Source organism: Streptomyces sp. NPDC089424, from assembly GCF_044749345.1.
In the GTDB taxonomy this organism is placed as follows: Bacteria; Actinomycetota; Actinomycetes; order Streptomycetales; family Streptomycetaceae; genus Streptomyces.
On the sequence record NZ_JBIVHU010000001.1, the window covers coordinates 923,543 to 949,753 of the forward strand.

General features: G+C 73.6%; 24 protein-coding genes. 6 read left to right on the plus strand and 18 right to left on the minus strand.

Annotated features, from left to right (window positions below):
* Positions 1-17: 17 nt before the first annotated feature.
* Positions 18-1,352: a hypothetical protein gene (locus tag ACIP2X_RS04075; protein ID WP_401668848.1), complete on the minus strand. Its 1,335-nt coding sequence runs from the start codon at positions 1,350-1,352 to the stop codon at positions 18-20.
* Positions 1,353-1,469: 117 nt separating this feature from the next.
* On the opposite strand from ACIP2X_RS04075, the gene ACIP2X_RS04080 reads away from it, so the two are divergent.
* Positions 1,470-2,708 carry a molybdopterin-dependent oxidoreductase gene (locus ACIP2X_RS04080; RefSeq protein WP_401667156.1) on the plus strand — a complete coding sequence of 413 codons (1,239 nt, stop codon included), beginning with the start codon at positions 1,470-1,472 and terminating at the stop codon, positions 2,706-2,708.
* 328 nt (positions 2,709-3,036) lie between these two features.
* Here the strand turns inward: ACIP2X_RS04080 and ACIP2X_RS04085 are convergent, their stop codons facing one another.
* The 9 genes from ACIP2X_RS04085 to ACIP2X_RS04125 form a co-directional block, all read right to left on the minus strand.
* Complete coding sequence (locus tag ACIP2X_RS04085) at positions 3,037-3,807, minus strand: class I SAM-dependent methyltransferase (protein ID WP_401667158.1); 771 nt, start codon at positions 3,805-3,807, stop codon at positions 3,037-3,039.
* On the minus strand, positions 3,804-4,421 hold the full coding sequence (locus tag ACIP2X_RS04090; RefSeq protein WP_401667160.1) for a DUF2064 domain-containing protein: 618 nt from the start codon (positions 4,419-4,421) through the stop codon (positions 3,804-3,806). Before ACIP2X_RS04090 ends, ACIP2X_RS04085 begins: the two co-directional genes overlap by 4 nt.
* Complete coding sequence (locus tag ACIP2X_RS04095) at positions 4,418-5,128, minus strand: glycosyltransferase family 2 protein (protein ID WP_401667162.1); 711 nt, start codon at positions 5,126-5,128, stop codon at positions 4,418-4,420. Before ACIP2X_RS04095 ends, ACIP2X_RS04090 begins: the two co-directional genes overlap by 4 nt.
* 54 nt (positions 5,129-5,182) lie before the next feature.
* Positions 5,183-6,202 (minus strand): NAD-dependent epimerase/dehydratase family protein, encoded by a 1,020-nt coding sequence (locus ACIP2X_RS04100; protein ID WP_401667165.1) that lies wholly within the window; start codon positions 6,200-6,202, stop codon positions 5,183-5,185.
* Between the two features lie 157 nt (positions 6,203-6,359).
* Positions 6,360-7,724 carry an FAD-dependent oxidoreductase gene (locus tag ACIP2X_RS04105; RefSeq protein WP_401667167.1) on the minus strand — a complete coding sequence of 455 codons (1,365 nt, stop codon included), beginning with the start codon at positions 7,722-7,724 and terminating at the stop codon, positions 6,360-6,362.
* A 215-nt stretch (positions 7,725-7,939) separates the two neighbouring features.
* The gene (locus ACIP2X_RS04110) at positions 7,940-8,977 is read right to left on the minus strand and encodes a medium chain dehydrogenase/reductase family protein (protein WP_401667170.1); all 1,038 of its coding nucleotides are present in this window, start codon (positions 8,975-8,977) and stop codon (positions 7,940-7,942) included.
* Positions 8,978-9,130: 153 nt separating this feature from the next.
* A complete protein-coding gene (locus ACIP2X_RS04115) occupies positions 9,131-9,694 on the minus strand; it encodes a TetR/AcrR family transcriptional regulator (protein ID WP_401667173.1) in 564 nt (187 codons plus the stop codon).
* A gap of 57 nt (positions 9,695-9,751) precedes the next feature.
* Positions 9,752-10,657 (minus strand): arginase family protein, encoded by a 906-nt coding sequence (locus tag ACIP2X_RS04120; protein WP_401667176.1) that lies wholly within the window; start codon positions 10,655-10,657, stop codon positions 9,752-9,754.
* A 92-nt stretch (positions 10,658-10,749) separates the two neighbouring features.
* Entirely contained in the window at positions 10,750-11,400 is a 651-nt protein-coding gene (locus ACIP2X_RS04125; RefSeq protein ID WP_401667178.1) for a class I SAM-dependent methyltransferase, read from the minus strand.
* 129 nt (positions 11,401-11,529) lie between these two features.
* Here ACIP2X_RS04125 and ACIP2X_RS04130 point away from each other — a divergent pair, with 129 nt between their 5' ends.
* Positions 11,530-11,985 carry a flavodoxin family protein gene (locus ACIP2X_RS04130; RefSeq protein ID WP_401667181.1) on the plus strand — a complete coding sequence of 152 codons (456 nt, stop codon included), beginning with the start codon at positions 11,530-11,532 and terminating at the stop codon, positions 11,983-11,985.
* Positions 11,986-12,027: 42 nt separating this feature from the next.
* Here the strand turns inward: ACIP2X_RS04130 and ACIP2X_RS04135 are convergent, their stop codons facing one another.
* Positions 12,028-13,812: a hypothetical protein gene (locus ACIP2X_RS04135; protein WP_401667183.1), complete on the minus strand. Its 1,785-nt coding sequence runs from the start codon at positions 13,810-13,812 to the stop codon at positions 12,028-12,030.
* A gap of 315 nt (positions 13,813-14,127) precedes the next feature.
* Here ACIP2X_RS04135 and ACIP2X_RS04140 point away from each other — a divergent pair, with 315 nt between their 5' ends.
* On the plus strand, positions 14,128-14,655 hold the full coding sequence (locus ACIP2X_RS04140) for a hypothetical protein (RefSeq protein WP_401667186.1): 528 nt from the start codon (positions 14,128-14,130) through the stop codon (positions 14,653-14,655).
* A gap of 111 nt (positions 14,656-14,766) precedes the next feature.
* Here ACIP2X_RS04140 and ACIP2X_RS04145 read toward each other — a convergent pair whose 3' ends face one another.
* The 3 genes from ACIP2X_RS04145 to ACIP2X_RS04155 all read right to left on the minus strand — a co-directional run bounded on the left by ACIP2X_RS04145 (position 14,767) and on the right by ACIP2X_RS04155 (position 17,766).
* Entirely contained in the window at positions 14,767-15,330 is a 564-nt protein-coding gene (locus tag ACIP2X_RS04145; protein WP_401667188.1) for a hemerythrin domain-containing protein, read from the minus strand.
* A 97-nt stretch (positions 15,331-15,427) separates the two neighbouring features.
* Entirely contained in the window at positions 15,428-16,138 is a 711-nt protein-coding gene (locus ACIP2X_RS04150) for a response regulator (RefSeq protein ID WP_401667191.1), read from the minus strand.
* Entirely contained in the window at positions 16,135-17,766 is a 1,632-nt protein-coding gene (locus tag ACIP2X_RS04155; RefSeq protein ID WP_401668850.1) for an ATP-binding protein, read from the minus strand. The genes ACIP2X_RS04150 and ACIP2X_RS04155 overlap by 4 nt, the downstream gene beginning before the upstream one ends.
* 296 nt (positions 17,767-18,062) lie before the next feature.
* On the opposite strand from ACIP2X_RS04155, the gene ACIP2X_RS04160 reads away from it, so the two are divergent.
* From ACIP2X_RS04160 to ACIP2X_RS04170, 3 genes are read left to right on the plus strand one after another with little or no spacing between them, the layout of a single operon-like run.
* Positions 18,063-19,046 (plus strand): Bug family tripartite tricarboxylate transporter substrate binding protein, encoded by a 984-nt coding sequence (locus ACIP2X_RS04160; protein ID WP_401668853.1) that lies wholly within the window; start codon positions 18,063-18,065, stop codon positions 19,044-19,046.
* Complete coding sequence (locus ACIP2X_RS04165) at positions 19,043-19,585, plus strand: tripartite tricarboxylate transporter TctB family protein (protein WP_401667194.1); 543 nt, start codon at positions 19,043-19,045, stop codon at positions 19,583-19,585. The genes ACIP2X_RS04160 and ACIP2X_RS04165 overlap by 4 nt, the downstream gene beginning before the upstream one ends.
* A gap of 1 nt (position 19,586) precedes the next feature.
* Positions 19,587-21,083 carry a tripartite tricarboxylate transporter permease gene (locus ACIP2X_RS04170; RefSeq protein WP_401667197.1) on the plus strand — a complete coding sequence of 499 codons (1,497 nt, stop codon included), beginning with the start codon at positions 19,587-19,589 and terminating at the stop codon, positions 21,081-21,083.
* 17 nt (positions 21,084-21,100) lie between these two features.
* On the opposite strand, the gene ACIP2X_RS04175 is transcribed toward ACIP2X_RS04170, so the two are convergent.
* The 4 genes from ACIP2X_RS04175 to ACIP2X_RS04190 form a co-directional block, all read right to left on the minus strand.
* Positions 21,101-22,162, minus strand: coding sequence for a YihY/virulence factor BrkB family protein (locus ACIP2X_RS04175; protein ID WP_401667200.1), 1,062 nt, complete (start codon positions 22,160-22,162; stop codon positions 21,101-21,103).
* 223 nt (positions 22,163-22,385) lie between these two features.
* Positions 22,386-23,078: a GAF and ANTAR domain-containing protein gene (locus ACIP2X_RS04180; RefSeq protein ID WP_401667203.1), complete on the minus strand. Its 693-nt coding sequence runs from the start codon at positions 23,076-23,078 to the stop codon at positions 22,386-22,388.
* Positions 23,079-23,296: 218 nt separating this feature from the next.
* Positions 23,297-24,547, minus strand: coding sequence for a PP2C family protein-serine/threonine phosphatase (locus ACIP2X_RS04185; protein ID WP_401667206.1), 1,251 nt, complete (start codon positions 24,545-24,547; stop codon positions 23,297-23,299).
* The gene (locus tag ACIP2X_RS04190; protein ID WP_401667209.1) at positions 24,544-26,124 is read right to left on the minus strand and encodes an ATP-binding protein; all 1,581 of its coding nucleotides are present in this window, start codon (positions 26,122-26,124) and stop codon (positions 24,544-24,546) included. The genes ACIP2X_RS04185 and ACIP2X_RS04190 overlap by 4 nt, the downstream gene beginning before the upstream one ends.
* Positions 26,125-26,211: the final 87 nt, after the last annotated feature.

The window sequence follows — 26,211 nt, forward strand, 5'->3', positions numbered from 1 at the left end:
GCGGCGCCGTACGCCGCTCACCAGCCCGTCAGCAACAGGTGGTTGACCAGCAGCGCCACCGTGGCCTGCGCCGCGAGCCAGCCCCGGGGGCGGGGCAGGAAGGCACCGGCGGCGAGCAGCCAGACGGCGAACGGCAGCCAGATCCGTTCCGTCTCGGCCTTGCTCATTCCGGACAGATCGGCGGCCAGGAGGGCGACGAGCGCGCCGAGGAGCAGCACGGCGAGCCGCGGCTCCGGCCGGCGCGGCACGAGCCCTTCCTCGTGCCGCGCCGACAGCGCCCCGCCCGCGCGGACCAGCCCCGCCACCGTCGCGAGCCCCACCACCAGCACCGTGCAGGCGGGGTTCGCCCACACCCAGTACCAGTACGGCCGGACCCCGCCCGCGCCCTGGTTGTAGCGCTCCACGAGCAGGTGGTAGGCCTCCCAGTAGTCGAAGCCCGCCAGGGTGAACACCAGCGGCAGCACCGCCACCCCGGCCACCAGCGGCAGCCACACCGCCCGCCGGTTCCGCCCGAGGACCAGCACCGCCGCCCCGACGACCCCGATCAGCGTCAGCCCGTACGACAGGTAACAGGTCAGCCCGAACAGCAGCCCCGCCCCGAACGCCGCCGCGCGCGGCCGCCGTCCCGTCAGCGCCAGCGCGAACAGGGCGACGGCCCACGCGGCGACCGCCGTGAAGTACCCGTCGGCCGAGGTGCCCATCCACACCGCGCCCGGCGCCAGCGCCAGGAACGGCGCCGCGCGCCGTGCCAGCCCCTCCGAGGCCAGTACGCGCACCGTCACCAGCACCGCCACCACCGCGGTGGCCCCGACAGTGATGCACCACACCCCCGCCCAGGCGCCCCCGCCCAGACCGATCCGGTCCAGCAGGACGAAGGTGAGGGTGGCCGCCGGCGGATGACCGGCGACATGCGCGGGCCAATGGTCGGGGCCCTGGATCACGATGTACTCGGTGAAGTGCCGCAGGGCCGCCGGGATGTCCTGGAAGCGGTCGATGACCTGGAGGTACTCGTACCGCGTGGTCAGCCGCTCGGCGACGCCCCGCTGCCAGCCGTCGACCAGGGCCAGCGACCACGTCCACGCCATCGCCCCGCCGCAGGTCACGGCCAGCAGCGGGCGCCACCGCAGCCGGGCGGCGAGCGTGGGCCCGCACACCACCACCGCGACCGCCACCAGCACGGCGGCGGGGGTGCCGGGCCCCGCATGAGGCCCCCAGGAGGCGAGCAACGGAGGCCAGGCGACGAACAGCGTGCCGTCGGTGTCCTCGATGTGGCGGCCGACCAGCACCGCCGCCACGAACAGCAGCACGGCGGCCGGCGCGGCGGCCAGGTCACGGAGACGAGAGGAGCGGATCACACGCGAGACGCTAGGCCGCCACCGGCCGGGCGAGGGCGTCCGGCGCCCCGACGTCAGCGTTTCGTCATGGGTCGTGCACGCCTTTCGGCACGGGTCCCGGCCTAACGTCAGGACATGCGCGATCTACGGCTCCCCTCCTCGCCCGGCTTCTGGCGCAGCCCGCTGCGCGGCCCCGGGTTCACCGCCGTCCTCGGGATCGTCCTGCTCGTGGGCATCACCGTGCTGTTCGTGACCGGGCTGCTGTCGTACGCCGCCTACAACCCGAACCTGTCGCCGGTCAACGACATGACCCCGGACAAGGGGATCCTCGGCTTCTACCTGTTCTCCTGGCCGACCAGCCCGTATTGGCTGTACCGGCTCAACCAGGGTGTCCACGTGACCCTCGGGATCACCCTCGTCCCCGTCCTGCTGGCCAAGCTCTGGTCGGTCGTGCCGAGGCTCTTCACCCTGCCGCCCGCCCGCTCGGCGGCGCACGCGCTGGAGCGGATCTCCCTGCTCCTGCTGGTCGGGGGCGCCCTGTTCCAGTTCGCGACCGGGCTGCTCAACGTCCAGCTCGACTACATCTTCCCCGGCTCGTTCTACACGCTGCACTTCTACGGCGCCTGGGTCTTCTTCGCCGCGTTCGTCGCGCACGCCGCGCTGAAGCTGCCGACGGCCCTGCGCAATCTGCGCGCGCTGCGCGCCGGGGGACGGGAGGAGGAGAACGACCTGGTGTCCCCGCGGCCCGCCGAGCCCACCGTGTCCCGGCGAGGCGCCTTCGCACTGGTCGGAGGGGCCTCGCTGCTGCTGTTCGTGACCTCGGCGGGCCGCAGCTTCGACGGCGCGCTCCGGCAGACCGCGCTCCTCGTGCCGCACGGCGGACCGGAACCGGGCAGCGGGCCCGGCGGCTTCCAGATCAACAAGACGGCCCAGTACGCCGCGATCGACACCCGGGAGACGGCGGACGACACCTGGCGGCTGGTTGTCCGGGGCCCGGCCGGCGTCGTCCGGCTCGGCCGGCCGGAACTGCTGCGGATGCCACTGCACTCTGCCGCGCTGCCGATCGCCTGCGTGGAGGGCTGGTCCACGTCCGACCAGTGGTGGCGCGGCGTACGGCTGCGGGACCTCGCGGCCCTCGCCGGGTACGACGAGCCGGCCGACGTCCTTGTGGAGTCGCTGCAACAGCGCGGTGCCTTCCGCCGGGCCGCGCTGCGCGCCAACCAGGTGGCCGACCCGCGCTCCCTGCTCGCCCTGGACGTCAACGGCGAGCCGCTGACCCTCGACCACGGCTACCCGGCCCGGATCATCGTGCCCGCCGCGCCGGGCGTGCTGAACACCAAGTGGGTGGCACGGATGACGTTCGGAGACCTCTGATGCGCCCCACCCTCACCCGGCCCCGGCTCCTTCTCGGCAGCCCCTTGGTGATCCTGCTCCTGGCCTGCTCGTTCGCGCTCGCCGGGTACGCCGGCGTGCGGCTGCTCGCGGGTGACCGGGTCGGGGTCGTGCTCTGGTTCGTGGGCGCGGCCCTGCTGCACGACCTGGTGCTGCTGCCGCTGTACTCGGCGGCGGACCGGGGGCTCACGGGCGCGCTGGAGACGGCGATGTGGCGGGAGTGGGTGCCCTACGTCCGGGTCCCCGCCGTCCTGTCCGGGCTGCTGCTGCTCATGTGGTTCCCGCTGATCAGCGGTCAGATGGACGAGCGCTACCGGCTGGTGACGGGGCTGTCCGCGGACGGGTTCCTGGCGCGGTGGCTGCTGATCACCGCCGTGCTGTGCGGCGGCTCGGCGCTGCTGCTGGCGCTGCGGGTGCGCAGGGCCACGAAGCAGCGGCCGCCTGCCGACCACTGACCGTCCACGCAGAGACCCAGCACGCGCGCGTGCCGCATGAGCGCCGGGGTGCCGAGGCGCGCCCACGGGAACGAGGCGCCCGTCGTGCCCTGCCCGTCGGTGACATGGACCTGGACGCGTTCGTCGATGTCCGCCGGGACCGTCTCGGCGATCACGAGCCCGCCGGGGGCGAGCAGCCGGGCGAGGCGGCCGAGCAGGGCGTGCGGGTCGCCGCCGATGCCGAGGTTGCCGTCCATCAGCAGGGCGGTGCCCCACCGGCGTTCGCCGGGCAGCGGCTGGAAGACCGAGCGGTGCAGGGCGCGGCCGCCGAGGCGCGCGGTGTGCGCGACGGCGGCCTCGCTGACGTCGACGCCGAGCGCCGGGCGGCCCCGGGCGGCGAGCTCGGCGACCAGCCGGCCGGGACCGCAGCCGACGTCGAGCACGGCGCCCTCGCAGCGGGCCAGCACGGTCAGGTCGGCCTCGTCCGGGCGGGCGCACCAGCGCTCCACGTCCAGCGGCAGCAGCCAGCCGTCGCTGCGGCGCAGGAAGAGCGGGCCGCGACCGGTGCGCAGCGCGCGTACATAGGGGTCGTCGGCGGTCCAGGGGAGGAGCCGGCCGGGCCGTGTCGTCTCGTAGGGGGCACTCATCGGCCGGTGGCCGCCCGCAGCCGGGCCACTTCGGCGGCGAACCGGCCGCGCGGCGCCAGCGCGGCCACCGCCGCCACGTCGGCCGCCGTGTCGACGTCCCGCAGCCGGGGCAGGTCCCGCACCCGGAGTCCGGCCCCCACGAGCCGTTCGCGCTGGACGGCGCCGGTGCGCGGCGTCGACATGGGGACGCCGCGCAGCAACTGCGGGGCGGGCTCGGCGAGTCCCAGCGCCCAGAAGCCACCGTCCTCGGCCGGGCCGAACCAGGCGTCGCAGCCGGCGAAGTCCACGGTCAGCAGTTCCGGCGTCACCTGCGGCGTGTCCATCCCGATCAGCAGCGCGGGCCCGTCGCACCCGGCGAAGGCCGCCGCCAGCCGCTCGTCCAGTCCGCCCGCGCACTGCGGCACGACGTCGAAGCCCTCCGGCAGCCAGGGGCCCGGACGCCCGTCCAGCACCAGGACCCGGCGGTGGGCCTCAGTCGCGGCCACCGCGTGCAGCGTGTCCACCAGGGCGGCCTCGGCCAGCGTGGCCGCCTCGGCGGGCGTGAAGGGCGGGGTGAGCCGCGTCTTGACGTGCCCCGGGCGTGGCTCCTTGGCGATGACGAGCAGGGTGGTCATCGGGGGCTCCCTTGCAGCGCCGAGGGCGGCTCGGCCAGCACGCGGCGCATGTCCCGTACCGCCTGCCAGGTGCCGCGCCAGGTGCCGGTGACCTTGGAGACTCCGGTGCGGGGCAGATACGGCACGTCGTGCTCGGCGACGCGCCAGCCCGCGTCCGCGGCGCGCACCACCATCTGGAGCGGATAGCCGCTGCGCCGGTCGGTCAGGCCGAGGGCGAGCAGCGCCTCACGCCGGGCGGCGCGCAGCGGGCCGAGGTCGTGCAGCCGCAGCCCGGTGCGCCGGTGCAGCAGCACCGTCAGCGCGGCGTTGCCGACGCGCGCGTGCGCCGGCCAGGCGTCGCGCCCCTGCGGCCGGCGGCGGCCGAGGACCAGGTCGGACCGGCCGTCCCGCACCTCCGCCACGAAGGGGACGAGCAGGGAGGGGTCGAGCGAGGCGTCGCAGTCGCAGAAGCACACGATGCCCGCGGTGGCGGCGGTGAGTCCCGCGTGGCACGCGGCGCCGAAGCCGCGGCGCGGCTCGTGGACGACGGTGGCGCCGAGCGCGCGGGCGACGTCCGCCGAGCCGTCGGTGGAACCGTTGTCCACGACGAGGGCACGCCATCCGGCCGGCATGCGTTCCAGCACCCAGGGCAGCGCCTCGGCCTCGTTCAGACAGGGCAGGACGACATCGACGGGCGGGGGTGGGGGAGGGGTTGTCACGGCATTCACCCTACGAAGGGAAAGCGGGCATATCGGACTACTGCTGCTTACGAAACGCGGACGTCAGGGCAGTGCCGGGCCCGGCTCCGCGCGCAGCCCGGCCCGCGCGAACTCCCGCATCCCGTCGGCGAATGCGACCTCTGGCCGCCAGCCCAGCGCGGAGCGGAGCCGGGAGGAGTCCGCGGTGATGTGGCGGACGTCCCCGAGCCGGTACTCCCCGGTCACCACGGGCTCCGGCCCCCCGTACGCGTCGGCCAGCGCCCGCGCCATCTCCCCGACCGTGTGCGGCTCACCGCTGCCGGTGTTGTACGCCGTGAGCGCTCCGGGCGCCGAACTCGCCTCCAGCGCGGCCACGTTGGCCGAGGCCACGTCCCGCACGTGCACGAAGTCCCGTCGCTGGCGCCCGTCCTCGAAGACGCGCGGGGCCTCGCCCCGGGCCAGCGCGGAACGGAAGAAGGAGGCCACCCCGGCGTAGGGCGTGTCACGGGGCATCCGGGGCCCGTACACGTTGTGGTAGCGCAGCGACACCGCCGTGCCGTCCGTGGCCCGCGCCCACGCCGCCGCCAGATGCTCCTGGGCGAGCTTCGTCGTCGCGTACACGTTGCGCGGATCGGCCGGCGCGTCCTCGCCGACCAGACCGGGTTCCAGCGCGGCACCGCAGTCCGGGCACACCGGCTCGAAACGCCCCGCGGCCAGGTCGGCGGCCGCCCGGGGGCCGGGCCGCACCGCGCCGTGCCGGGCGCAGCGGTAACGGCCCTCCCCGTACACCACCATCGAGCCGGCCAGCACCAGCCGTCGTACGCCGGTCTCGGCCATGGCGGTGAGCAGCACGGCGGTTCCGAGGTCGTTGCGGGAGACGTACTCGGGTGCGTCGGCGAAGCCCGTGCCGAGACCCACCATCGCCGCCTGGTGCGACACGGCGTCGACGCCGGACAGGGCGCGGCGCACGGCGTCGAGGTCACGGACGTCCGAGCCGGCGTCCCCGCGCACGTCGAACACGACGGGCTCGTGCCCCGCCGCCGACAGTGCCTCGACCACATGGGACCCGATGAATCCGGCACCGCCGGTGATCAGTACGCGCATGGCCACACGCTAGGTCGGCACACCGGGCGCGCAGCCGCACCGCGCCCGGCACGTCACAGGTCCGTAAGGCGCGCCGTAGGACGGCGGGGGATTCGGGGGACGGCGAGGGGCCCGGCGGCAGTCCGCCGGGCCCCTCGCCGTCAGATGCGCGGTGCGCCTACGCGCCGCTCTCCCGCAGCATGTCCTCACGCTCGACGATCTTCACGCGCTCGCGGCCCTGGGGCTCGCCCAGCGCCTTCTCGGCGGTGTCCAGCCGGTACCAGCCGTCCCAGGTGGTGAAGCGGACCTCGCGCTCGGCCAGGAAGGCGTCGACGGCCTCGGGGGCCGGTGCGGACGGGGTGTGCAGACGGCTGTGCGCGAAGTCGTCCAGCAGGTTGGAGACCGTCTCGTTGGCGTCGCCCTTGGTGTGGCCGATGAGGCCGACGGGGCCGCGCCGGATCCAGCCGGTGACGTACACCGACTGCAGATGCGTGCCGCCCTCCTCGATCACGCGGCCGCCCTCGTCGGGGACGGTGCCCGAGTCGATGTCCCAGGGCAGCTTGGGGAGCTTGTCGGAGAGGTAGCCGACCGCCCGGTAGACGGCCGTGACGTCCCAGTCGGTGAAGCTGCCGGTGCCCTTGACGTTGCCCGTGCCGTCCAGCTCGGTGCGCTCGGTGCGCAGCCCGACGACCTTGCCGTCCTCGCCCAGGATCTCGCTGGGCGACTCGAAGAAGTGCAGGAAGAGCTTGTGCGGACGGTCGCCGACGTCCCGGATCGCCCAGTTCTCCAGCGTCTTGGCGACCATGTCGGCCTGCTTGTTGCCCCGCCGGGTCTCGATGGAGCCCTCGTCGTAGTCGATGTCCTCGGGGTCGACGATGACCTCGATGGTGGGGGAGTGGTCCAGCTCGCGCAGCTCCATCGGGCTGAACTTCGCCTGCGCGGGTCCGCGCCGGCCGAAGACGTGGATCTCCTTGGCCCGGTTGGCCTTCAGGCCGTCGTGGACGTTCGGCGGGATCTCCGTCGGCAGCAGTTCCTGCGCGGTCTTGGCGAGGACGCGCGCCACGTCGAGGGCCACGTTCCCGACACCGAGGACGGCGACCTTCTCGGCCTCCAGCGGCCAGGTGCGCGGCACGTCCGGGTGCCCGTCGTACCAGGACACGAAGTCGGCGGCGCCGTAGGAGCCGTCCAGCTCGATGCCCGGGATCGACAGCGCCCGGTCCGCGGTCGCGCCGGTGGAGAAGATCACGGCGTCGTAGAACGAGCGCAGGTCGTCCAGGCTGATGTCGGTCGGGTAGTCGACATTGCCGAAGAGCCGTATCTGCGGCTTGTCGAGCACCTGGTGCAGGGCCGTGATGATGCCCTTGATGCGGGGGTGGTCCGGAGCGACGCCGTAGCGGATGAGGCCGAACGGCGCCGGCATCCGCTCGAAGAGGTCGATGGACACGCCGGGTTCGGCGGCCACGCCGGACTTGAGCAGGGCGTCGGCGGCGTAGATCCCGGCCGGGCCGGCTCCGACGATGGCTACCCGCAGCGGGCGCGTCATGATCAGGTTCCCTTCGAGCGATGATGAGGCGACTCGACGGGAAGCCTAAGCTAAGGCATGCCTAACTTGGTACGCGGGTCCGCTCTATGAGCTCATAAGGCTACCTTATGACATCCATAAGGTGCCCCAGGGGTCCGTGGCCACCGCCACAGGCCCTCCGCGTGGCCGCCACCAGCCCCGGTGTGGCCGCCCGTGCCCGGGGCGCCCCGCACCTCTCACCGCCCGTCCTCGGCGTCGGGGGCGATCACGACCTTGCCCACGACGGTCCCGGACTCGGCGTGCCGCAGCGCGGCGGCGGCCTCCCGGAGCGGGTAGACCCGGTCGATCCTGGTCTCGATCGCGCCCGTCCTGAGCAGGTCGAAGATCTTCGTGAGGTCCTCCCGCAGCTCCGCCCGGTACCGCTCGGGGCGGCGTGCCTTGCCGGCCCACAGGTTGAAGAAGTGGGCGTGCCGGCCGTTGGGCAGGGCGTTCCGGGCCGCGAGCTTGGCGACCAGCTTCAGCACCGCGACCGTTCCGCTGCCGGCCTGGTCACGCGTCGAGGCGCTGCCGTACGAGACGAGGGTGCCGCCGGGGGCGAGGAGCCGCCAGGAGTCGTCGACGCTCCTGCCGCCCACGTGGTCGAAGACGGCGGCGAGACCACCGGGCGCCAGCTCACGGACCCGGGCGGGCACGTCACCGCGGTAGTCGACCGGGGTCGCGCCCGTCGCGGCGACCGCCTCCTGGTTGCGGGCCGAGGCGGTGCCGATGACATGGATGCCGCGGCTGCGGGCCAGCTGGACCAGCACGCTGCCGACACCCCCGTTGGCGCCGTGCACGAGGACGGTGTCGCCGCTGCGGACCTCGGCCGTGCGGAAGAGCATCCGCCAGGCCGTCGCGCCGTTGGTGACCAGCGTCTCCGCCTCGGCCGCGGTGACCCCCTCGGGGACCGGCACCAGATCCGCCGCGTCCACGAGGACGTGGTCGGCCCAGCCTCCGGTCTTGGTGAGGGCGGCGACGCGCTGCCCCACGGCCACCGGAGCGGACCCGGGGCCGAGTTCCTCGACGACGCCGACCAGGTCGTAGCCGGGTACGAACGGGAACTTCGGCATGTCGTAGTACTTGCCGCGCCGCATCTGCTGCTCGGCGAAGGTCACGCCGCTGGCCTCGACCCGCACCAGGGCCTGGCCGGGACCCGGCTCCGGCAGCTCCCGGACCCGCAGTTCGAGGCTCTCGGGTTCGCCGACGGCGGGCAGGACGACTTCGGTGGCCTTCATGACGGTGTCTCCTTCTTCGCGGTGGTGGGTGGCGCGTGGCTCGGGTCTTGACAGGAGTCGTGGGAGTGGTTGACCACTCACTCTCCGGGCCTCGGAGAGGGCGGCTGTCGGTCCAGGGAGGAACCGGACGGCCGCCCGGGTCGGTGCGGTCGGTCAGTAGTGCGTGATGCCCTCGGACAGTGTGCGGGTCCAGGGCGCGTCCAGGGCGGTCGCGTCGATCGCGACGATCAGATGGCACAGCATGCCGGTCGCGAAGAACTGCTGGATCTGCGGCGCGCTCGCGCCGGAGGCGCCGCGGACGTACTCGACGGCGCGGGCGTATCCCGCCCTGACCGCGTCCCTGACGGCCGGCTCGGAGACGGCCGCCGCCTGGGCGTGCAACTGCACCAGGAGCAGGTCGTTGTCGCTGATCAGGCGGGCGTAGGCGTCGCCCATCGCCTCCAGGACCACCTCCGGCGCGCTGCCGGTCGCCTCGGCCGCCCCGCGCTCGAAGGCGGCGCGGACCTGGACGAAGCAGTACTCGACCACGGCGGTGAACAGCGCCTCCTTGTTCGGGAAGAGCCGGTACACGTACGCCTGCGAGATCCCGGCCGCCTTCGCCACCTCCGTGGTGGTGGTGCCGAAGTAGCCGCGTGCCGCGAACGCCCCGATGGCCGTGCGCAGCACGGTCTCCCTGCGTTCCTCGGCGGTGGAGAGCCGACGCTGTTCCGTCTTCATGTGAGTACTCAATCACTCACACTTCGGGTCCGTCAAGGGTTCCGGCCGGCCCCGGGGTCAGCAGGCCTCGCCGCGGCCCGCCTTCACCCGGGCCGACAGCCCGTGCCGCAGGCACTCGGTAAGGTCGACCGCGATGCCCCCGTCGGGGTCCAGGCGCGGGTTGAAGATCGTCACGTCCAGGCCGACGGCCCGTTCGTCGGCCAGGGCCGTGCTCAGCACGTCCTCCAGCTCCAGCCACGTGAGCCCACCGGGCTGCCGGTAGTCGACGGCCGGCATGATCGCGTCGTCCAGGACGTCGACGTCGAGGTGCACCCAGTAGCCGCCGGGCGCGCGAGAGAGCCGCTCGACCGCCTGGCGCGCGGCCGTCTCGGCGCCGACGGCTCGCACCCCGTCGAGGTCGAGGGCGTACAGCTCGGACGGAAGGGGCTGCATGCCGAACTCGGCGGACTCCAGGGCGTCGCGGTAACCGAGGACCACCACGTCCTCGTCGCGCACCAGCGGCCCGCGGCCCCCGATGTCGGTGAGGATCCGGGGTCCTCGGCCCGTGACCAGGGCGAGGTCCATCGAGGCCGCCTCGCCCGCCGGTTCGGCCGACGGCTGGTAGAAGTCGGTGTGCCCGTCGAGGAACAGCAGACCGTGCCGGCCGCGCCGCTTCAGGGCGAGCAGATTGCCGAGCAGGATGCTGCAGTCGCCGCCGAGCACGACGGGAAAGCGGCCCGAGTCGAGCACCGCGCCGAGCGCGTCGGCGAGCCGCACGGAGTACTGCGCGATACCGGTGCTGTTGAGGACGCCCGTCTCCGGGTCCCGCCGCTCGTCGTACGGCGGCGGTTCCACCCGGCCCGCCCGCACCGCGCCGGGGACGTCAAGCAGCCCGGCGGCGAACAGGGCCGCCGGGAGCTCCTCGACGCCGCACGGCCGCAGCCCCAGGACCGAGGGCGCCTCGATGATCGCCAGTTCCCGCACGTCACGATCCCTTCGCCGGTGGGCGGTGCCACGGCCCCCAGTCCCTCCGTCCCTCCGGCCCATCGTCGCGCAGAAACGCGGCCGCCGCCCTGTCAGCGGCCCGGGTCCCGCTCCCGCCGGCAGTACAGGAACAGGTGCGGCTCCGGGATCGCCTCCGGATGGGCGGGGGTGAAGACCGAGCGCTCCTGCCCGAGCACCGACAGCCCCGCGTCGCCCGCCAGCGCGGCGAACTCCTCGGCGCCGAAGCTCGTCACCCGCACGGGCTGCCCCATGAAGACGGCCTCGACGTCCTCCACGTCCAGCGGCACGGTGGCGAGCACCAGGTGTCCGCCGGGCCGCACCGCCCGCACCAGCCGTCCGAGCAGGGCGGACTGCTCCGCGCGGGACAGCTGGAGCAGGGAGAAGTAGACGCACACCGCGTCGAACGAGGCGTCCGGCAGGGAGATCTCCCGGATGTCGGCGCACCGGAAGGAGGCGTCGGGCACCTGCCGGGCCGCGAGCTCCACCATCACGGGCGAGACATCGACGCCGAGGACGTCGTGACCCGCGTCGGCGAGTACCTGCGCCGTGGGCCGCCCGGTGCCGCTGCCGACGTCCAGCACCCGGCTGCCGGGCTCCAGCCGCCCGAGCAGCCACTCCAGCGAAGCCCGGTGCGCGGCGGAGCCGGCGAACGCCTGCTCGTACGCCGCGCCGATCGCGTCGAACACGGTGGCGGCGCGCGGCCGGTGATCCCCCTCGGTCACGATGCTTCCCTTCGTCACGGCTGGTGCCGGGCATCGTTCCACTCACGGGCCGGGGTCACAACGGGAGCGGCGGCCGACCGGGACGGCGACGGTTTGCGGCCGCGGGGGGCCGCACGGCAGGGTGCGGGCGTGACCACCTTGCTGATCGTGCATCACACGCCCTCGCCCAACTGCCAGGCCCTGCTGGAAGCGGTGATCTCCGGGGCTACGACGCCGGAGATCGAGAACGTCCGGGTGGAGCGCCGGGCGGCGCTGTCCGCCACCGCCTCCGACGTCCTGGCCGCCGACGGCTATCTGCTGGGCACCCCGGCCAACCTCGGCTACATGTCCGGTGCCCTCAAGCACTTCTTCGACCAGGTCTACTACCCGTGCCTGGACGAGACGCGCGGCCGGCCCTTCGGCTACTACGTGCACGGCGGCAGCGACGTCACGGGCGCCGTGCGCGCCGTCGAGTCGGTCACCACCGGCCTCGGCTGGCGGCGCGCCGCCGAGGCGGTCACCGTGACCGGCGAGCCGGGCCGGGCCGACGTCGAGCGCTGCTGGGAACTGGGGGCGACGGTCGCCGCCGGGCTCATGGCGCCGTAGCCGGGGCCGCCCGCAACGGCTCAGCCCCGGCCGACGCCGCCGTCATTCCGCCGTCCGGCCGGCCCCGGCCGTCGGACGAGGTGCCGGATACCGCTCGGCCAACTGGACCATCAGCAGCAGGAGCAGGGCCGCGAGGGAGGCCAGCGAGGCGCTCACCGCCGTGAGTCCGGCGCTCCAGGGCGGGGCCACCGTGAGGTCCAGGGCGCTCGACAGGCCCGACGAATGGACCCGGCTCTCCAGGAGCCCGGCCCCCGCGAGCCCCGCGGGCATGAGCATCCCGGCCAGCAGGGCCGGGACACCGGTCCGCGCCGCCACCAGGACGGCGACGAGCAGGCACGCCCCGGACATGCCGAGCGCGAGCGCGTAGACGCCGAGCGGAGCGTCGTCGCGGCGCAGCGGGAAGTACGCCGCGGCGCACACGACGAGGGCCGCGGCGGCCAGCCAACTCGGCCAGAACACCTGTCGTTCGGGCTGCGCCGTGCGGCGCGCGCGCCGCATCCGCGGTTTCCGCCCGGCGCGGGGCCGCGCCGCCTCCCGCGGCTCCGGCGCGGCAGGCGTCCGCACGGCCTCCGGTTCCGGCGCGGCGGGCGGGTCCGGGGGCGGCTCCGGGACGACCCCGGAGTGCGGACGCAGGGCGGCCGCGGCGGCCAGCGCCTCGCGCTGCCGCTCCTGGCCCAACCTGCCGATCAGCTCGACCAGTTCCTCCACGGGCCGCCCGATGGCGGCCGCGCGGACCGCCTCCTGTCCGCAGTGCGGCGGCAGCGAGGTCTGGTGCAGCAGGGCCATCAGGCGGGACACGTCGTCGACGGAGCGCCTCGCGACCGCGACGCGGATGGTCTCGTCCGCGCTGTCCGCGTGGCGCGGCGGGTGGGTCAACTGGGCGATGAGACGTGCCACGTCCTCGACGGGCCGGTCCAGCGCGACCGCCCGCAGCACCGCGGTGACCGTCTGGGCGTACTCGGGTGACTGCTCCATCAGCGTGACCAGCCGGACGATCTCCTCCAGCGGCCGGTCGCTCACGGCGGCGTGCACGAGGTCACCGACCGGGTTCAGCGGCGGTGGGGCCGGCGAGTGGTCCGGCGCCCCGGCGTCCGATGCCGACGGGGACCGCAGAACCGTCTCGTCCAGCGGGCCCGCGGCTTCCAGGAGCGCGGTCAGGTCGCGGCCCGGTGCCGCGCCGACGACGTACCTCGTCTCTGCGGTGGGGGCGGGGCGGAGCGGCGGCTCGCCGGGCGGACCACCGTGGCCCGGCACCGGGGTGGCCGGACGACCGTGCGCCGGCTGCTCCGCGACGGGGGCGCTGTGGACCGGTGACGGCGCCACGGGTGCGCTGTGCACCGGCGGTTCGGCGACCGGAGGGCAATACGGCGGCGGCTCCAGGACCGGGGCACTGCGCACCGGCGGCTCCGCGGCCGGAGGGCGGTACGGCGGCGGCTCCAGGACCGGGGCGCCGCGCACCGGCGGCTCCGCGGCGGCACCGAGGTGACTCGGGGGCTCCAGGACCGGGACGCCGTGGACCGGTGACGTACCCACGGGGGCGCCGGGCGCCGACGCCTGAACACCGGGGACGCGGTACAGGGTCGCGCCCGTGGCCTGGACGTCGTACACGGGCGGCTGAGCGGCCGGTGTGCCGTACGCGGGGGCCTGCGCGGCGGGGGAGCCGTACGCGGGGGCCTGCGCGGTGGGGGCGGTCGGCGGCTGCGCGGCGGGGAGGCCGTACGCCGCCGTCTCGGCGACCGGGGCGACGGCCGCGGGCGGCTCGCCGGCGGAGGGGTCGCCGAAGAGTATGTGGGAGGGGTCCGGCTGAGGGGATGAGCGCGTGGTCATGCTGGGCTCCAAGGGAGTCGTGCGGCCGCTCCTGCGCTACCGAAGCGCGACACGCGATGTCCCTGACCATTACTAGGGGCCGGGTCGGCGCCTCGCCACCCGGGTGCGGCGAGCGTGTGACGACCAGGCGCCCCGGGTGTGGCCGAGGCCACGTCGGCGATGAGCGCCGGGCCATGTCGTCCCCCGGGCCTCCCGGGCTACGGTTTCGCCCAGGCCCTTCCCCTCGTACCCGGCGCCCTTCCCTCCTGCGGGGTGCCCTCCTCCTCGTACCTGACGAGGGCGTCCTCCAGCGCCCAGGATTCGGACGGCTCGGCAGTGCTCGCAGATCTCTCCCCGCTCATCGCGGCGACCGCCCAGTGGTTCACGCGCGCCTATCCGGCGTCCGGGGGCGCGCTGGCCGTCGCCCTGTGCGAGGTGCAGGCGCGCCAGGCCGTGACGGTCGCCGCGTGGCTGCGGTATCCGACGCGGACGGACGCCGCGCTGGTGGCGATGGCGGGGCCGGGAGGCTCCGGCCGGCTCGACCGGATCACCGGGGCGGACGTCCGCGGTGAGGAGGACCTCGACTCCTACGCCTGGCGGACCTGGGTGGACGAGGTGGTGGCGAGCTGGGCCGCCTGTCTGCTCGGCGACCCCGCACTGGCCCGTCGCGCGGTGACCGCGCTGGCCGACGGCGGCCCTGCGACCGGTGAGACGGCGGAGTTCCGCCGCCTGGTCGCGCCCGACGCGCACGACCGGCGGGCGGCGGCGCTGCTGCGCCACCCCGACCTCCTGGCCCCGGTCGCCGAGCTGCACCAGGAGCCGCTGCTGGACCGGTTGGGGCCGGGACGGGCAATGATCGCCTGAGGCCGCCGCGCACCGGAGCGGACGCCGGCCCGCTCCCGGCGACGCGAACCGACGCGAGCCGCGCGCGTCGCCGGGCCGAGGATAGAAGGCGTCAACCCACGCGAGCCGCGCTCATGCCTTCTTCCCACGGCCCGAGAGTGCGTCGCGCACCCGGTCCACCAGTCCCGCGCCCGGCGCCAGCAGCTTGTTCAGCGGCGGCGTGTCCGGGGCGGAGGGGTGCGGACGGGTCGGCGCCACCTTCTTCGCCTGGCGCACCTTGTCCCCCAGCTCGTCGAGGGCCTGCGAGGTACAGGCGGCGCGCAGCGCGGGGAAGAGGGTCCCCTCCTCCTCGGCCAGATGGGCACGGACCTCGGTCATCAACAGGCCGATGAGGCGGTCGAACTCGGGTTCGCCGGCGTCGCATCCCTCCAGATCCTTCATGAGCTGCTCGGCCTTGGCGTGGTCCTCGATCTCCTCGTCGGCCAGGGCGTCGCCGTTCGGCACGTACCTGCGCACCGCCGGGTAGAGATAGGCCTCCTCGGCCACCGAGTGCCGGACCAGCTCCATCGTGACCTGGTCGGCGTACAGCTTGCGGTCCTTGTCGCCGGGCGCGAGCGCCTCGATACGGCCGAACAGCTCCTCCACCTCACGGTGATCGGTCACCAACTCGTCGATGACGTTTCCACCATGTCCCATGATCCTTGCCTCCCGGGTGCGCACGGCGGCTCCGGATGAGCTCCACCACCGCGTACGAGTGCCCCTCCCCGGCAGGCCGACACGGTGCCGCCGTGCCTCACACGCGCCAGCCGTACCGCCGCTCGGGCCGCCCGGCCGCGCCGTACCGCAGGGACACGTCCGCGCTGCCCGTGGTGTGGAAGTGCTCCAGGTAGCGGCGGGCGCTCACGCGGGAGATCCCGGTCAGGGCGGCGCACTCGGTGGCGGAGAGCGTGCCGTCGGCGGCGCGCAGGGCACGCTCGACCAGTTCGGCGGTCTCCACGCTCATGCCCTTGGGCAGCCCGCCGGCCACGGGCGCGGGCGCCGCCTTGGCCAGGACCCGGTCCACGTCCGCCTGGCCCCGTACGACGGTGCTCAGCAGCCGCCCGCGCTGGGCGGCGTACCGCTCAAGACGGGTGCGCAGGTCCTCGAACTCGAACGGCTTGAGCAGGTAGTCGACCACGCCGTGGCGTACGGCCCCGCGCACGGTGTCCGCCTCCCGGGCGGCGCTGATCACCATGACGTCGCAGTCGTGCCCGGCGGTGCGCAGCCGCGGGATGACGTCCAGGCCGAAGACGTCCGGCAGGTACAGGTCGAGCAGGACCAGGTCGGGGCGCAGCTCGTCGACGGCGTCGACGGCCTCCCGGCCGCTGCCGGCGACGCCGACCACGCGGAACGGGCCGACCCGCTCGACGAAGGCGCGGTGCACCCTGGCCACCATGAAGTCGTCGTCGACCACGAGGACGTCGATCGCGTCCGGCGCATTGGGCGTCGCCCCGCCACCCGTCATCGGTCCGCTCCTTCCGTCTCCGCGCCGGTGAGGTGACTGACGGTCATGCGCGCCGTGAACAGGGCGCCGTCGGGGGTGTTGCTCACCGAGATCTCCCCGCCGTGACGTTCGCAGACCAGCCTGGTCAACGCCAGGCCGATGCCGCGCCCGCCGTCGCGGGCGGCCTTGGTGGTGAAGCCGTGCGCGAACACCTCCCGGGCCAGGTCGGGTGCCACACCGGGCCCCGAGTCCCGGACGGCGATCTCGACACTGGCCGCGTCCTGCCGCAACTCGACCTCGACGAAGGCCTCGTGGCTCCCACCGGGCCGGTCACGACCCGCGTCACCGCCCGCCGCCGCGGCATCCACCGCGTTGTCCACCAGGTTGCCCACCACCGTGGCGACGTCGGCCGCGTCCTCCGGCGCCAGCCGCTCCAGCGCCGTGTCGTCGGAGATGCGCAGCCGCACCTTGCGTTCGGCGGCCTGGGAGGACTTGGCCATCAGCAGGGCCGCCACCGTGCTGTCGCGGACCCGGCGGCTCAGCGTGACGTCGAGCGACTGGCGGCGCCTGCTGAGGGCGCGGACGTAGCGCACCACCTCCTCCTGTTCGCCGATCTCGATCAGCCCCGAGATGGTGTGCAGCTGGTTGGCGAACTCGTGGGCCTGGGCGCGCAGCAGCTCCGATGAACTGCGGAAGGACCCGATCTCCCGTTCCAGCCGGGCGAGTTCCGTACGGTCGCGCAGCGTGGTGACCGAGCCGAGCGGCCGTCCGTCCTTGCGGACCGCCATCCGGTTCATGACCAGCACCCGGCCGTGCCGGACGACGACCTGGTCGCGCCCGTCGCCCGCGCCGTCCCGGCCCCCGCTCAGCACGTCCCGCAGCCGCCCCTCGACGCCGAGGTCCGCCAGACTCCGCCCCACGCAGTCCCCGGGCAGGTCCAGCAGCCGCCGGCCCACCTCGTTCACCAGCGTGACCCGGGCCTGCGGATCCAGGGCCACCACGCCCTCGGCGATCCCGTACAGCATCGCCTCCCGGTGCTCGGCGAGCCCGGCGATCTCCCGTGGTTCCAGCCCGAGGGTCTGCCGTTTGACCCGCCGGGCCAGCAGCAGCGACCCGGCCAGCCCCAGCGCGCTCGCGATGCCCAGATAGGCGAGCAGGTACGAGGAGGCGCCGCTGAGCCGCTGCCAGACGGTGGGGGAGGCCTCGCCGACCATCACCGTGCCCAGGTGCCGTCCGAGGTTCTCCGGCGCCGCCCCGAGCACCGGCACCTGGGCCACCCGCTCCCGTCCGCCGCCCAGCGTCAGCTCCCCCGACCAGCCGCGCCCGCGGGCGGCACCGGTGCCGAGCGGCAGCGGCGCACCGATCGCCGTCGGGTCCGTGGAACTGACGATCCGCCCCCGCGCGTCCGCGACCGTCACGGAGGTCACCCCGGACTGCGACTGCGTGGAGTTCACCAGCGGCGCCAGCGCCTCGCGCGGCAGCGGCACCACGAGCTGGCCGCGCACCAGGGGATTGGCCGCCAGCTGTTCGGCCAGCGCGCCGACCCGCCGGCCCTCCACCCGGTCGAAGGTCGCCTCCGACTGCGCCAGCGAGACCCCGGCGACCGCCACCAGCACCACCACCACGATGGCGAGCTGGAGCACCAGCATCTCGCCGGCGAGGGTCTGACGACGGAAGGCGGCGACCACGGCGTACACGATCCTTCGGCGGGGAGGCTTCCTGGGCGGGGTCGCCCCATCATGGCCCTCACCTGCGCGAAGGGAAAGGGATCGGGCACGGCCCGGGCGGCGGCCGCAGCGCGGGGCGCCGCTGACACAAAGACCAGAATCTCCGTTGGTTCCGCAAGCGGGACAGCCGGGCGAAGCGGGTGCAGCATGTGGCCCACCCCACCCTCCCCACAGGGCGTCCCCCGACCGCAACGACCGACCGACAGGTGGTGGCACTCGTGCGCCTGCGCACCCCCCTCGCCCTGCTCGGGGCCGCCGTGCTCGTCCTCATCGGACCCCCGCTGCTGACCACCGGCAGCGGCACCGGGACCGGCACACAGATCCCCGGGCTGCGCTTCATGGTCCCCAACACCCCCGGCGGCGGCTACGACATCACCGCGCGCACGGCCGCCAAGAACGCCGAGGACGCCGGACTCACCCCCGGCATCGAGGTGTTCAACCTGCCCGGCGCCGGCGGCACCGTCGGCCTCACCCGCCTCGTCGGCGAGCACGGCAACGGCAGGCTCGCGATGTCGATGGGACTCGGCGTCGTCGGCGCCGTCCGCTCCAACGACGCGCCCGCGACCCTCGCCGACACCACCCCGATCGCCCGCCTCACCGAGGAGCAGGACGTCGTCGTGGTCGCCAAGGACTCGCCGTACCGGACGATCGACGAGCTCGTCGACGCCTGGAAGGCCGACCCCGGCAAGCTTCCCGTGGGCGGCGGCTCCTCACCGGGCGGCCCCGACCATCTCGCGCCGATGCTGATGGCGCGCGCCGCGGGGATCTCCCCGAAACAGGTCAACTACGTCCCGTTCGACGGCGGCGGCGAACTCCTCGCCTCCATCCTCGGCAACAAGGTCGCCTTCGGCGTCTCCGGCGTCGGCGAGTACCTCGACCAGATCAAGGCCGGTGAGCTGCGCCTCCTCGCGGTCACCGGACCCGAGCGGGTCGACGGCCTGGACGCGCCCACCCTCCAGGAGGCGGGTTACGACGTGAACTTCACCAACTGGCGCGGCATCGTGGCCCCTCCCGGCCTCTCCGACGCCGAGCGCGGCAAACTCGTCCGCCTCGTCGAGGAACTCCACGACTCTCCCGAGTGGCAGGAGTCCATGAGGCAGAACGGCTGGGACGACGCCTTCCTGTCCGGCGAGGAGTTCGGCGACTTCCTGGACGCACAGGACCAGCGGGTGGTCTCGGTACTGAAGGAGCTGGGACTGTGACGACCCCGACCGCCGACCTCCCCCCGACGCCCACCACGGAGCGCCGCCGCTCCTGGCTGCGCGACCACTCCGAACTCGGCGTGTGCGTCCTGCTGCTGGCCCTCGGCCTGCTGGTGCTCACCGACGCGCTCACCATGGACGTCGACATCGCCCAGCGCGGACCCGTCGGCCCCCGGACGGTGCCCCTCGCCGTCGGCGCCGGGCTGCTGGTCATCGCCGCCCTGCTCGCCGTCGACGTGCTGCGCGGCGGCCGCGGCCAGGCGGAGACCGGCGAGGACATCGACCTGTCCGAACCCGCCGACTGGCGCACGGTCCTGCTGCTGGCCGGTGTCTTCCTCGGCGCCGCCGTCCTCATCGAGCCGCTCGGTTTCCCCGTCGCGGGCGCCCTGCTGTTCTGGGGCGCCGCCTTCGCCCTCGGCAGCCGACGCCCGGACCGCGACCCGCTCGTCGCCGCCGTGCTGTCCCTCGTCACCTACGTCGTGTTCAACAACCTGCTCGGAGTGCCGCTGCCCGGCGGTCCCCTGATGGGAGTGCTGTGAGATGAACGCCCTCGACTCCCTGCTGGACGGCTTCGGCACCGCGCTTACCCCGCTCAACCTGCTGTGGGCCGCCCTCGGTGTGCTCCTCGGCACCGCGATCGGCGTCCTGCCCGGCATCGGCCCCGCCATGGCGGTCGCGCTGCTGCTGCCGGTGACCTACGGACTCGATCCCGTCGGCGCGTTCATCATGTTCGCGGGCATCTACTACGGGGCCATGTTCGGCGGTTCGACCACCTCGATCCTGCTCAACACCCCCGGTGAGAGTGCCGCCGTGGTCGCCGCGATGGAAGGCAACCCGATGGCCAAGTCGGGGCGCGGCGCCCAGGCGCTGGCCGCGGCGGCCGTCGGCCACTTCGCCGGCGGGATGGTCGGCACGATCCTGCTGGTCGTGCTCGCCCCGACGGTGGCCCGGCTCGCCGTCGACATCGGCGCTCCCGACTACTTCGCCATCACGGTGCTCGCCTTCATCGCGGTGACCTCCGTCCTCGGCTCGTCCCGGATCCGGGGTCTCGCGTCCTTGTTCATCGGGCTGACGCTCGGACTGGTGGGCCTCGACCAGATGACCGGCCAGCAGAGACTCACCTTCGGCTCGCTCCAGCTCGCCGACGGCATCGACGTGGTGATCGTCGCCGTCGGCCTGTTCGCGATCGGGGAGGCCCTGTGGGTCGCCGCCCACCTGCGGCGCCGGCCGGGGGAGCCGATCCCGGTGGGCCGCCCGTGGCTCGGCCGCGCCGACGTGCGGCGCACCTGGAAGTCCTGGCTGCGCGGCCCGTTCATCGGCTTCCCCTTCGGCGCGATCCCGGCGGGCGGCGCCGAGATCCCCACCTTCCTCTCCTACGTCACCGAGAAACGCCTGTCCAAGCACAAGGACGAGTGGGGCAAGGGCGCCATCGAGGGCGTGGCCGGCCCCGAGTCCGCGGCGTCGGCGTCGGCGGCGGGCACCCTGGTGTCGATGCTGACGCTGGGACTGCCGACCACCGCGGTCGCGGCCGTGATGCTGGCCGCCTTCCAGCAGTACGGCATCCAGCCGGGCCCGCTGCTCTTCGAGCGCGAACCCGAGCTGGTGTGGGGCCTGATCGCCTCGCTGTTCGTCGGCATGGTGCTGCTGCTCGCCCTGAACCTGCCGCTCGCGCCGCTGTGGGCCAAACTGCTGCGCATCCCACGGCCGTACCTGTACGCGGGAATCCTCTTCTTCGCCTCGGTCGGCGCCTACGCCGTCGGCGGCGAGGCCGTCGACCTGGTGATCCTGCTGATCATCGGACTGATCGGGTTCGGCATGCGCCGCTACGGACTCCCCGTGCTGCCCGCCGTCATCGGCGTCATCCTCGGCCCCAACGCCGAGCAGCAACTGCGCCGCGCCCTGCAGATCAGCGACGGCAGCGTCGCCGGGCTGGTCGACACGCCGTTCGCGGTGACGGTGTACGCCGTGGTCGTCGTGCTGCTGACGTGGCCGCTGCTGAAACGGCTCGTACGCCGGGACCGCTCCGCCGCGTCGTAGGCACGGCACCGGAGGACTCAGGAAGCGCGGTCCTCCGGCAGGTCCACCTTCTGGCGATCCTGCTCGTCCCAGGCGCGGGTGTCACGCGGCTGCGTGTACGGCTCCGCCTCGGGCGGGTGGCCCCCGGCGATGGCACGCTGGCGCGCGGTCTCGGCGTCGAACTCCAGGCCGAGCAGGATCGCCAGATTGGTCACCCAGAGCCAGATCAGGAAGATGATGACGCCGGCCATCGTGCCGTAGGTCTTGTTGTACGAGCCGAAGTTGGCGACGTAGAAGGCGAAGCCCGCGGACGCGGCCATCCAGACCAGCAGTGCCAGGAAACTGCCCGGAGTGAGCCAGCGCCAGCCCTTGACCTTGGCGTTGGGGCAGGCCCAGTACAGGACCGCGATCATCAGCGTGACCAGCACGACCAGGACCGGCCACTTGGCGATCGACCACACCGTGAGGAAGGTGTCGCCTAGGCCCATGACGTCCCCGACCCGGCGGGCCAGACCACCGGTGAAGACCACGATCACCGCGCTGATCAGGGCCATCACCATGAGCAGCACGGTCACTCCGACACGGACCGGCAGGACCTTCCAGATCGGCCTGCCCTCGGGCACGTCGTACACGACGTTCGAGGTGCGGATGAACGCCGCCACATAGCCCGACGCCGACCAGACGGCCAGCACCAGGCCGACGACGGCGAGCAACGAGCCGACGCCGGAGTTGTCCTGAAGCTGCCGCACGGCCTGGGTGATGATGTCCCGGCCGGGACCGGGCGCGACCTGCTGGAGGCTCTCCAGCAGCCGGTCGGTGACCGACCGGCCGGCGATGCCCAGCAGCGACACCAGTACCAGCAGCGCCGGGAACAGCGACAGCACCGTGTAGTACGTGAGGGCCGCCGCCCGGTCGGTGAGCTCGTCCTCCTGGAACTCGCGCACGCTGCCCTTCAGCACGGCCACCCACGACCGCCTCGGGAGCTTCGCGGGCGAGTCCGGCGCCGCCCTTTCCACCTCGGGCCGGGGACCGGCCTCCTCCGGCGCCGGATTCTCTCCGTCGCGCTGATCCTTGTGACCTGGGAGATGCAGCTTCGCCATGGAGCCCGAGTAACCCGTAACCGCCGTCCTAAGGGTGCCCGGTCGCGGCGCCGGTGCCGAAAGCAGCGGTGTCGTGGCTCTGGTCCGAACCACGACACCTGACGAAACCGAATCCGCGGCCCCGGCTTCGCCCTGCCCTCCAGGTACCCCCACTCGGCCTCGGCTGAATCGCCTCAGCCGGCATTCCCGCGACCGGACCCCGGAACAGGGGCGCGAGCCGGGCTCAGCTCTCCGGGACGGCCCTCGTGCGGATCGACTGCGCGACGTCGCGGAGCTTGACGTTGTGCGTCTGGGAGATCCGCTTCAGCACGTCGAAGGCCGCGTCCTCACTCATGTGGTGGCGCTCGCGCAGGATGCCCATGGCCTCACCGATGGCGTGCCGGGTGTCCATGGCGTGCTCGAGCTGGTCGACCGTGCGGGCGCTGGCCAGCGCGACGGCGGCGTGCGAGGCGAGCAGCCAGCCGGCCGTCTCCATCTCGGACGTGAAGGCGCCGGGCCGCCGGGAGTAGAAGTTCAGGGCGCCGAAGTCGTCGTCCTCGGTGTAGAGCAGGAAGCCCATCATGCTGCCCACGCCCAGGTCACGGGCGGCCGGCGCGAAGCGCGGCCAGTCGGGCTGCGACTTGCTCATGTCCGTGATCCGGAAGAGCCGCTCGCCGTTGACGCGCCGGGCGGCGTCGAAGCACGGTCCCTCACCCAGCTCGCCCTGCAGACGGTCGGACTCCTCGACCATGTCCCCGTAAGCGGCCAGGGTCACCGCGCGGCCCTTGCGCAGCGCCAGGACACCGGCCGCGTCACAGTCCTCGACCAGCCCCACGCCCCGCTCGGCGATCGCGTCGAGCGTCTCCTGGGTGGAGCCCTGCGCCAGCAGATGCCGGGCAAGCTCGGCCATCTCCGCGGCGAACTCACGCCAGTCCATCCGTGTCCACCGTCCCGCTCGTCATGCCTTCGTGTCCGAAGGAGCCCGAAGGCCGACCACCGGGACCCGACCGCCGGGCCCGGCCACTGTCTGTTCCGGCCGGTCACGGACCGGTACGGCGCCGCCCGGGCACCGCCGGACGGCCCTATCCGCAGCCTACCGCCCGAAGCCGCCCGACGTCCGGCCGAGCGATCTTGGTCCCGGCCCCGGGGCGCGCCTCAGGGGCCGCCCACCCGCCCGTACGCCTGCTCCGGGGCGGCCCGCCGCCCGGCCCCGCCACCTGCGACGAGGCCCGGCAGCGCCGCCCAGTCCAGGCGCAGGATCGCGAGGTCGTCCGTGTGCCGCTCGGCGTTGAGGCCACGGACCCGGGCGATCAGCTGGTCGAGATGTTTGCCGGGGTCCGGCTCCTTGGTCTCGTCGAGGATCCGCAGCAGCCCCTCGACACCGAGCCGGTCCCTGTCGTCGCCCCCGTACCCCTCGATCAGGCCGTCGGTGTACGCGATCAGCGCGCCGTCCGGCGGGAGCCGCAGCGTCGTCGACGGCCACTGCCCGAGGCCGGGCACGATGCCGAGGGCGATGCCGTGCGGCGCCGACACGATCTCGGCGCCGCCGGGCCCGACGAGCAGCGGCTCGTGGTGCCCCACCAGGTGCAGGGTGACCGTGGCGGCCGCCGGGTCGAGGGTGATGAGGGTGCAGGTGGTGAAGAGGTCGCTGCCCGTGCGTTCCGCCGAGTGGATCTGCTCCAGCAGATGCAGCAGCTGGTGGTCGCGGTGACCGCCCAGCGTCAGCGCCCGCCAGGCGATCCGCAGGCAGACCCCGAGGGCGGCGGCGTCCGGGCCGTGCCCGCTGACGTCACCGATGATCGCGTGGACCTTCCCGTCGCCGGTCTGCACGACGTCCAGGAAGTCACCGCCGAGCAGTGCCTGTTCCCGGCCGGGGAAGTAGCGGCTGGTGGCGGTGACCGAGGCGGTGGACAGGATCGGCGTGGGCAGCAGACCGCGCTCCAGACGCGCGTTCTCCTGGGCCCGCAACCGCCCCACCTGGAGATCCGCGCTGGCCCGCTCGGCCTGCTTGCGCTGGACGGCGTACCGCACCGCTCGTTGCAGCAGGTCCGGGTCGACCTTGCCCTTGACCAGGTAGTCCTGGGCGCCCGCGGCCAGCGCGTCGACGCCCGCGTGCGGCTCGGCAAGGCCGGTGAGCACGATGACCGCGGCGTGCGTGTCCGTGCGCTGGATCGCCTCCACCGTGTCGTGGCCGAGCGCGTCGGGCAGGTGCAGGTCCAGCAGCACGCAGTCGAAGTGCCGCGCCATGAGCTCGCCGCGTGCCTCGGCGAGCGTCCGGCACCGCACCAGGGTGTGCGGGAGCTCCGTGTCGTACAGCAGTTCCTCGACCAGCAGGGCATCGCCGTCGTCGTCCTCGACCAGCACGATGCGGTACGGCGCTTCCTGCCCGACGGCTGACTCTGTCACGGGTGTGCCTCTCGCGCGCCGTCCGCCGTGGCGGAATGCTCAACGGGAAGGGTGAACACGACACGGGTGCCGGCCGTGTGCTCGGGGTCGATCCGGATGGTGCCGCCGTGGAACTCCACGACCTTCTTGCACATGGCCAGCCCGATCCCGGTGCCCGGATAGGCCTCCCTGGTGTGCAGCCGCTGGAAGATGACGAAGACCTTCTCCTGGAACCCCGGCTCGATACCGATGCCGTTGTCCGTCACGGCGAACTCGAACAGGCCGTCCTCGACGGCGCGGACGCCGATCCGGATCTCCGGTGTCCGGTCGGGCCGGCGGAACTTGATCGAGTTCGACAGCAGGTTCTGCCAGAGCATGCCCAGTTGCGTCGCGTCACCCATGACCGCGGGCAGCGGGTCGTGGGTGATCTTCGCGCCGCTCTCCTCGATCGCGACGCTGAGGTTGTCCAGCGTGCGGCCGACGACGGTCTCCAGGCCGACCTCGGCGTGGTCGTTGAGCACCCGTCCGACCCGGGAGAACGCGAGCAGGTCGTTGATCAGGACCTGCATCCGGTTGGCCCCGTCGACCGCGAACGCGATGTACTGGTCGGCCCGCTCGTCGAGCTGTCCGCCGTAACGCCGTTGCAGGAGCTGGGTGAAGCTGGAGACCTTGCGCAGCGGCTCCTGGAGGTCGTGGGAGGCGACGTAGGCGAACTGCTCCAGCTCGGTGTTGGAGCGTTGCAGGTCGGCGGCCTGCTCGTCGAGCATGCGGCGGGAGGTCTCGCTGAATTCGAGTTCCTTCAGCAGGCGTCCGCGCATCGACTCCACGTCGGAGCCCAGCTGCCGCAGATCGGCGGGGCCGGTGACGGCGATGGGCTGCTCGAACCGGCCGCCCGCCACCTCGCGCGCGGTCTGCCCGAGCCGGGCCAGCGGGGCCGTGATGCCGCGCCGCAGGGCCTCGAAGGCGAGTCCGGCGACCAGCAGGATGACCAGCGCGATCCCCGTGAACGTCCAGTTGCGCAAGGTCATTGCGTGTCGCAGGTCGCTGGACGCGGCGGCACGGCGCTCGGCCAGGTGCGTCTGCTGCGTGCTCAGCGCACGGCGCAGGGCGTCGAACGTGGTCTTGCCCTCCTGCGTGCGTGCCGCGGCGAGTGCCGTGGCGCGGTCAGGCGTCGCGTTCGCGATGGGCAGCGCGATGCGGTTCTGCCACCGCCGCGACAGGTCCCGTACCTTCGCCAGCTCCGCTCCGGAGGGCGCGTCGGAGGCCAGGAGCACATCCAGCTGCCGCAGCGCCTCCCGCTCGTCGGTGACACCGCGTGCGTAGGGCTCGAGGAAGTCGCGCCGGCCGGACAGTCCGTACCCGCGCACGCCGGTCTCCTGGTTGACCAGCGCGGTCTCCAGCCGTACCGCGTTGGTCAGCGCGGGTCCGCGCCGGTCCACGATCTCGTCGGTCAGCTGGGACGTGCGGGCCATCGCCCCCACGCCGAGGGAGCCGAGCACGGCCAGCACCGCCAGGGTGACGGCCACACCCACCCGCAGCCAGCGGCGGGTGGTCCAGCCCGCGGTGGCCTCGCGGGCGCCGGGCGGCTGCTCGTTCATCACGGACTGCTGAACTCCTTCACGTCTGACAGGGCCGCGTCGAGGGCCCTGGTCGAACGCACCTTACCCGCGTTCGACAACAGCTGT

Excerpts from the sequence above, each read along its gene's own strand:
- ACIP2X_RS04080 (WP_401667156.1), top strand. The coding sequence starts at position 1,470 with ATGCGCGATCTACGGCTCCCCTCCTCGCCCGGCTTCTGGCGCAGCCCG.
- ACIP2X_RS04085 (WP_401667158.1), bottom strand. The coding sequence starts at position 3,807 with ATGAGTGCCCCCTACGAGACGACACGGCCCGGCCGGCTCCTCCCCTGG.
- ACIP2X_RS04090 (WP_401667160.1), bottom strand. The coding sequence starts at position 4,421 with ATGACCACCCTGCTCGTCATCGCCAAGGAGCCACGCCCGGGGCACGTC.
- ACIP2X_RS04100 (WP_401667165.1), bottom strand. The coding sequence starts at position 6,202 with ATGCGCGTACTGATCACCGGCGGTGCCGGATTCATCGGGTCCCATGTG.
- ACIP2X_RS04105 (WP_401667167.1), bottom strand. The coding sequence starts at position 7,724 with ATGACGCGCCCGCTGCGGGTAGCCATCGTCGGAGCCGGCCCGGCCGGG.
- ACIP2X_RS04110 (WP_401667170.1), bottom strand. The coding sequence starts at position 8,977 with ATGAAGGCCACCGAAGTCGTCCTGCCCGCCGTCGGCGAACCCGAGAGC.
- ACIP2X_RS04115 (WP_401667173.1), bottom strand. The coding sequence starts at position 9,694 with ATGAAGACGGAACAGCGTCGGCTCTCCACCGCCGAGGAACGCAGGGAG.
- ACIP2X_RS04135 (WP_401667183.1), bottom strand. The coding sequence starts at position 13,812 with ATGACCACGCGCTCATCCCCTCAGCCGGACCCCTCCCACATACTCTTC.
- ACIP2X_RS04145 (WP_401667188.1), bottom strand. The coding sequence starts at position 15,330 with ATGGGACATGGTGGAAACGTCATCGACGAGTTGGTGACCGATCACCGT.
- ACIP2X_RS04150 (WP_401667191.1), bottom strand. The coding sequence starts at position 16,138 with ATGACGGGTGGCGGGGCGACGCCCAATGCGCCGGACGCGATCGACGTC.
- ACIP2X_RS04155 (WP_401668850.1), bottom strand. The coding sequence starts at position 17,766 with ATGCTGGTGCTCCAGCTCGCCATCGTGGTGGTGGTGCTGGTGGCGGTC.
- ACIP2X_RS04170 (WP_401667197.1), top strand. The coding sequence starts at position 19,587 with ATGAACGCCCTCGACTCCCTGCTGGACGGCTTCGGCACCGCGCTTACC.
- ACIP2X_RS04175 (WP_401667200.1), bottom strand. The coding sequence starts at position 22,162 with ATGGCGAAGCTGCATCTCCCAGGTCACAAGGATCAGCGCGACGGAGAG.
- ACIP2X_RS04180 (WP_401667203.1), bottom strand. The coding sequence starts at position 23,078 with ATGGACTGGCGTGAGTTCGCCGCGGAGATGGCCGAGCTTGCCCGGCAT.
- ACIP2X_RS04190 (WP_401667209.1), bottom strand. The coding sequence starts at position 26,124 with ATGAACGAGCAGCCGCCCGGCGCCCGCGAGGCCACCGCGGGCTGGACC.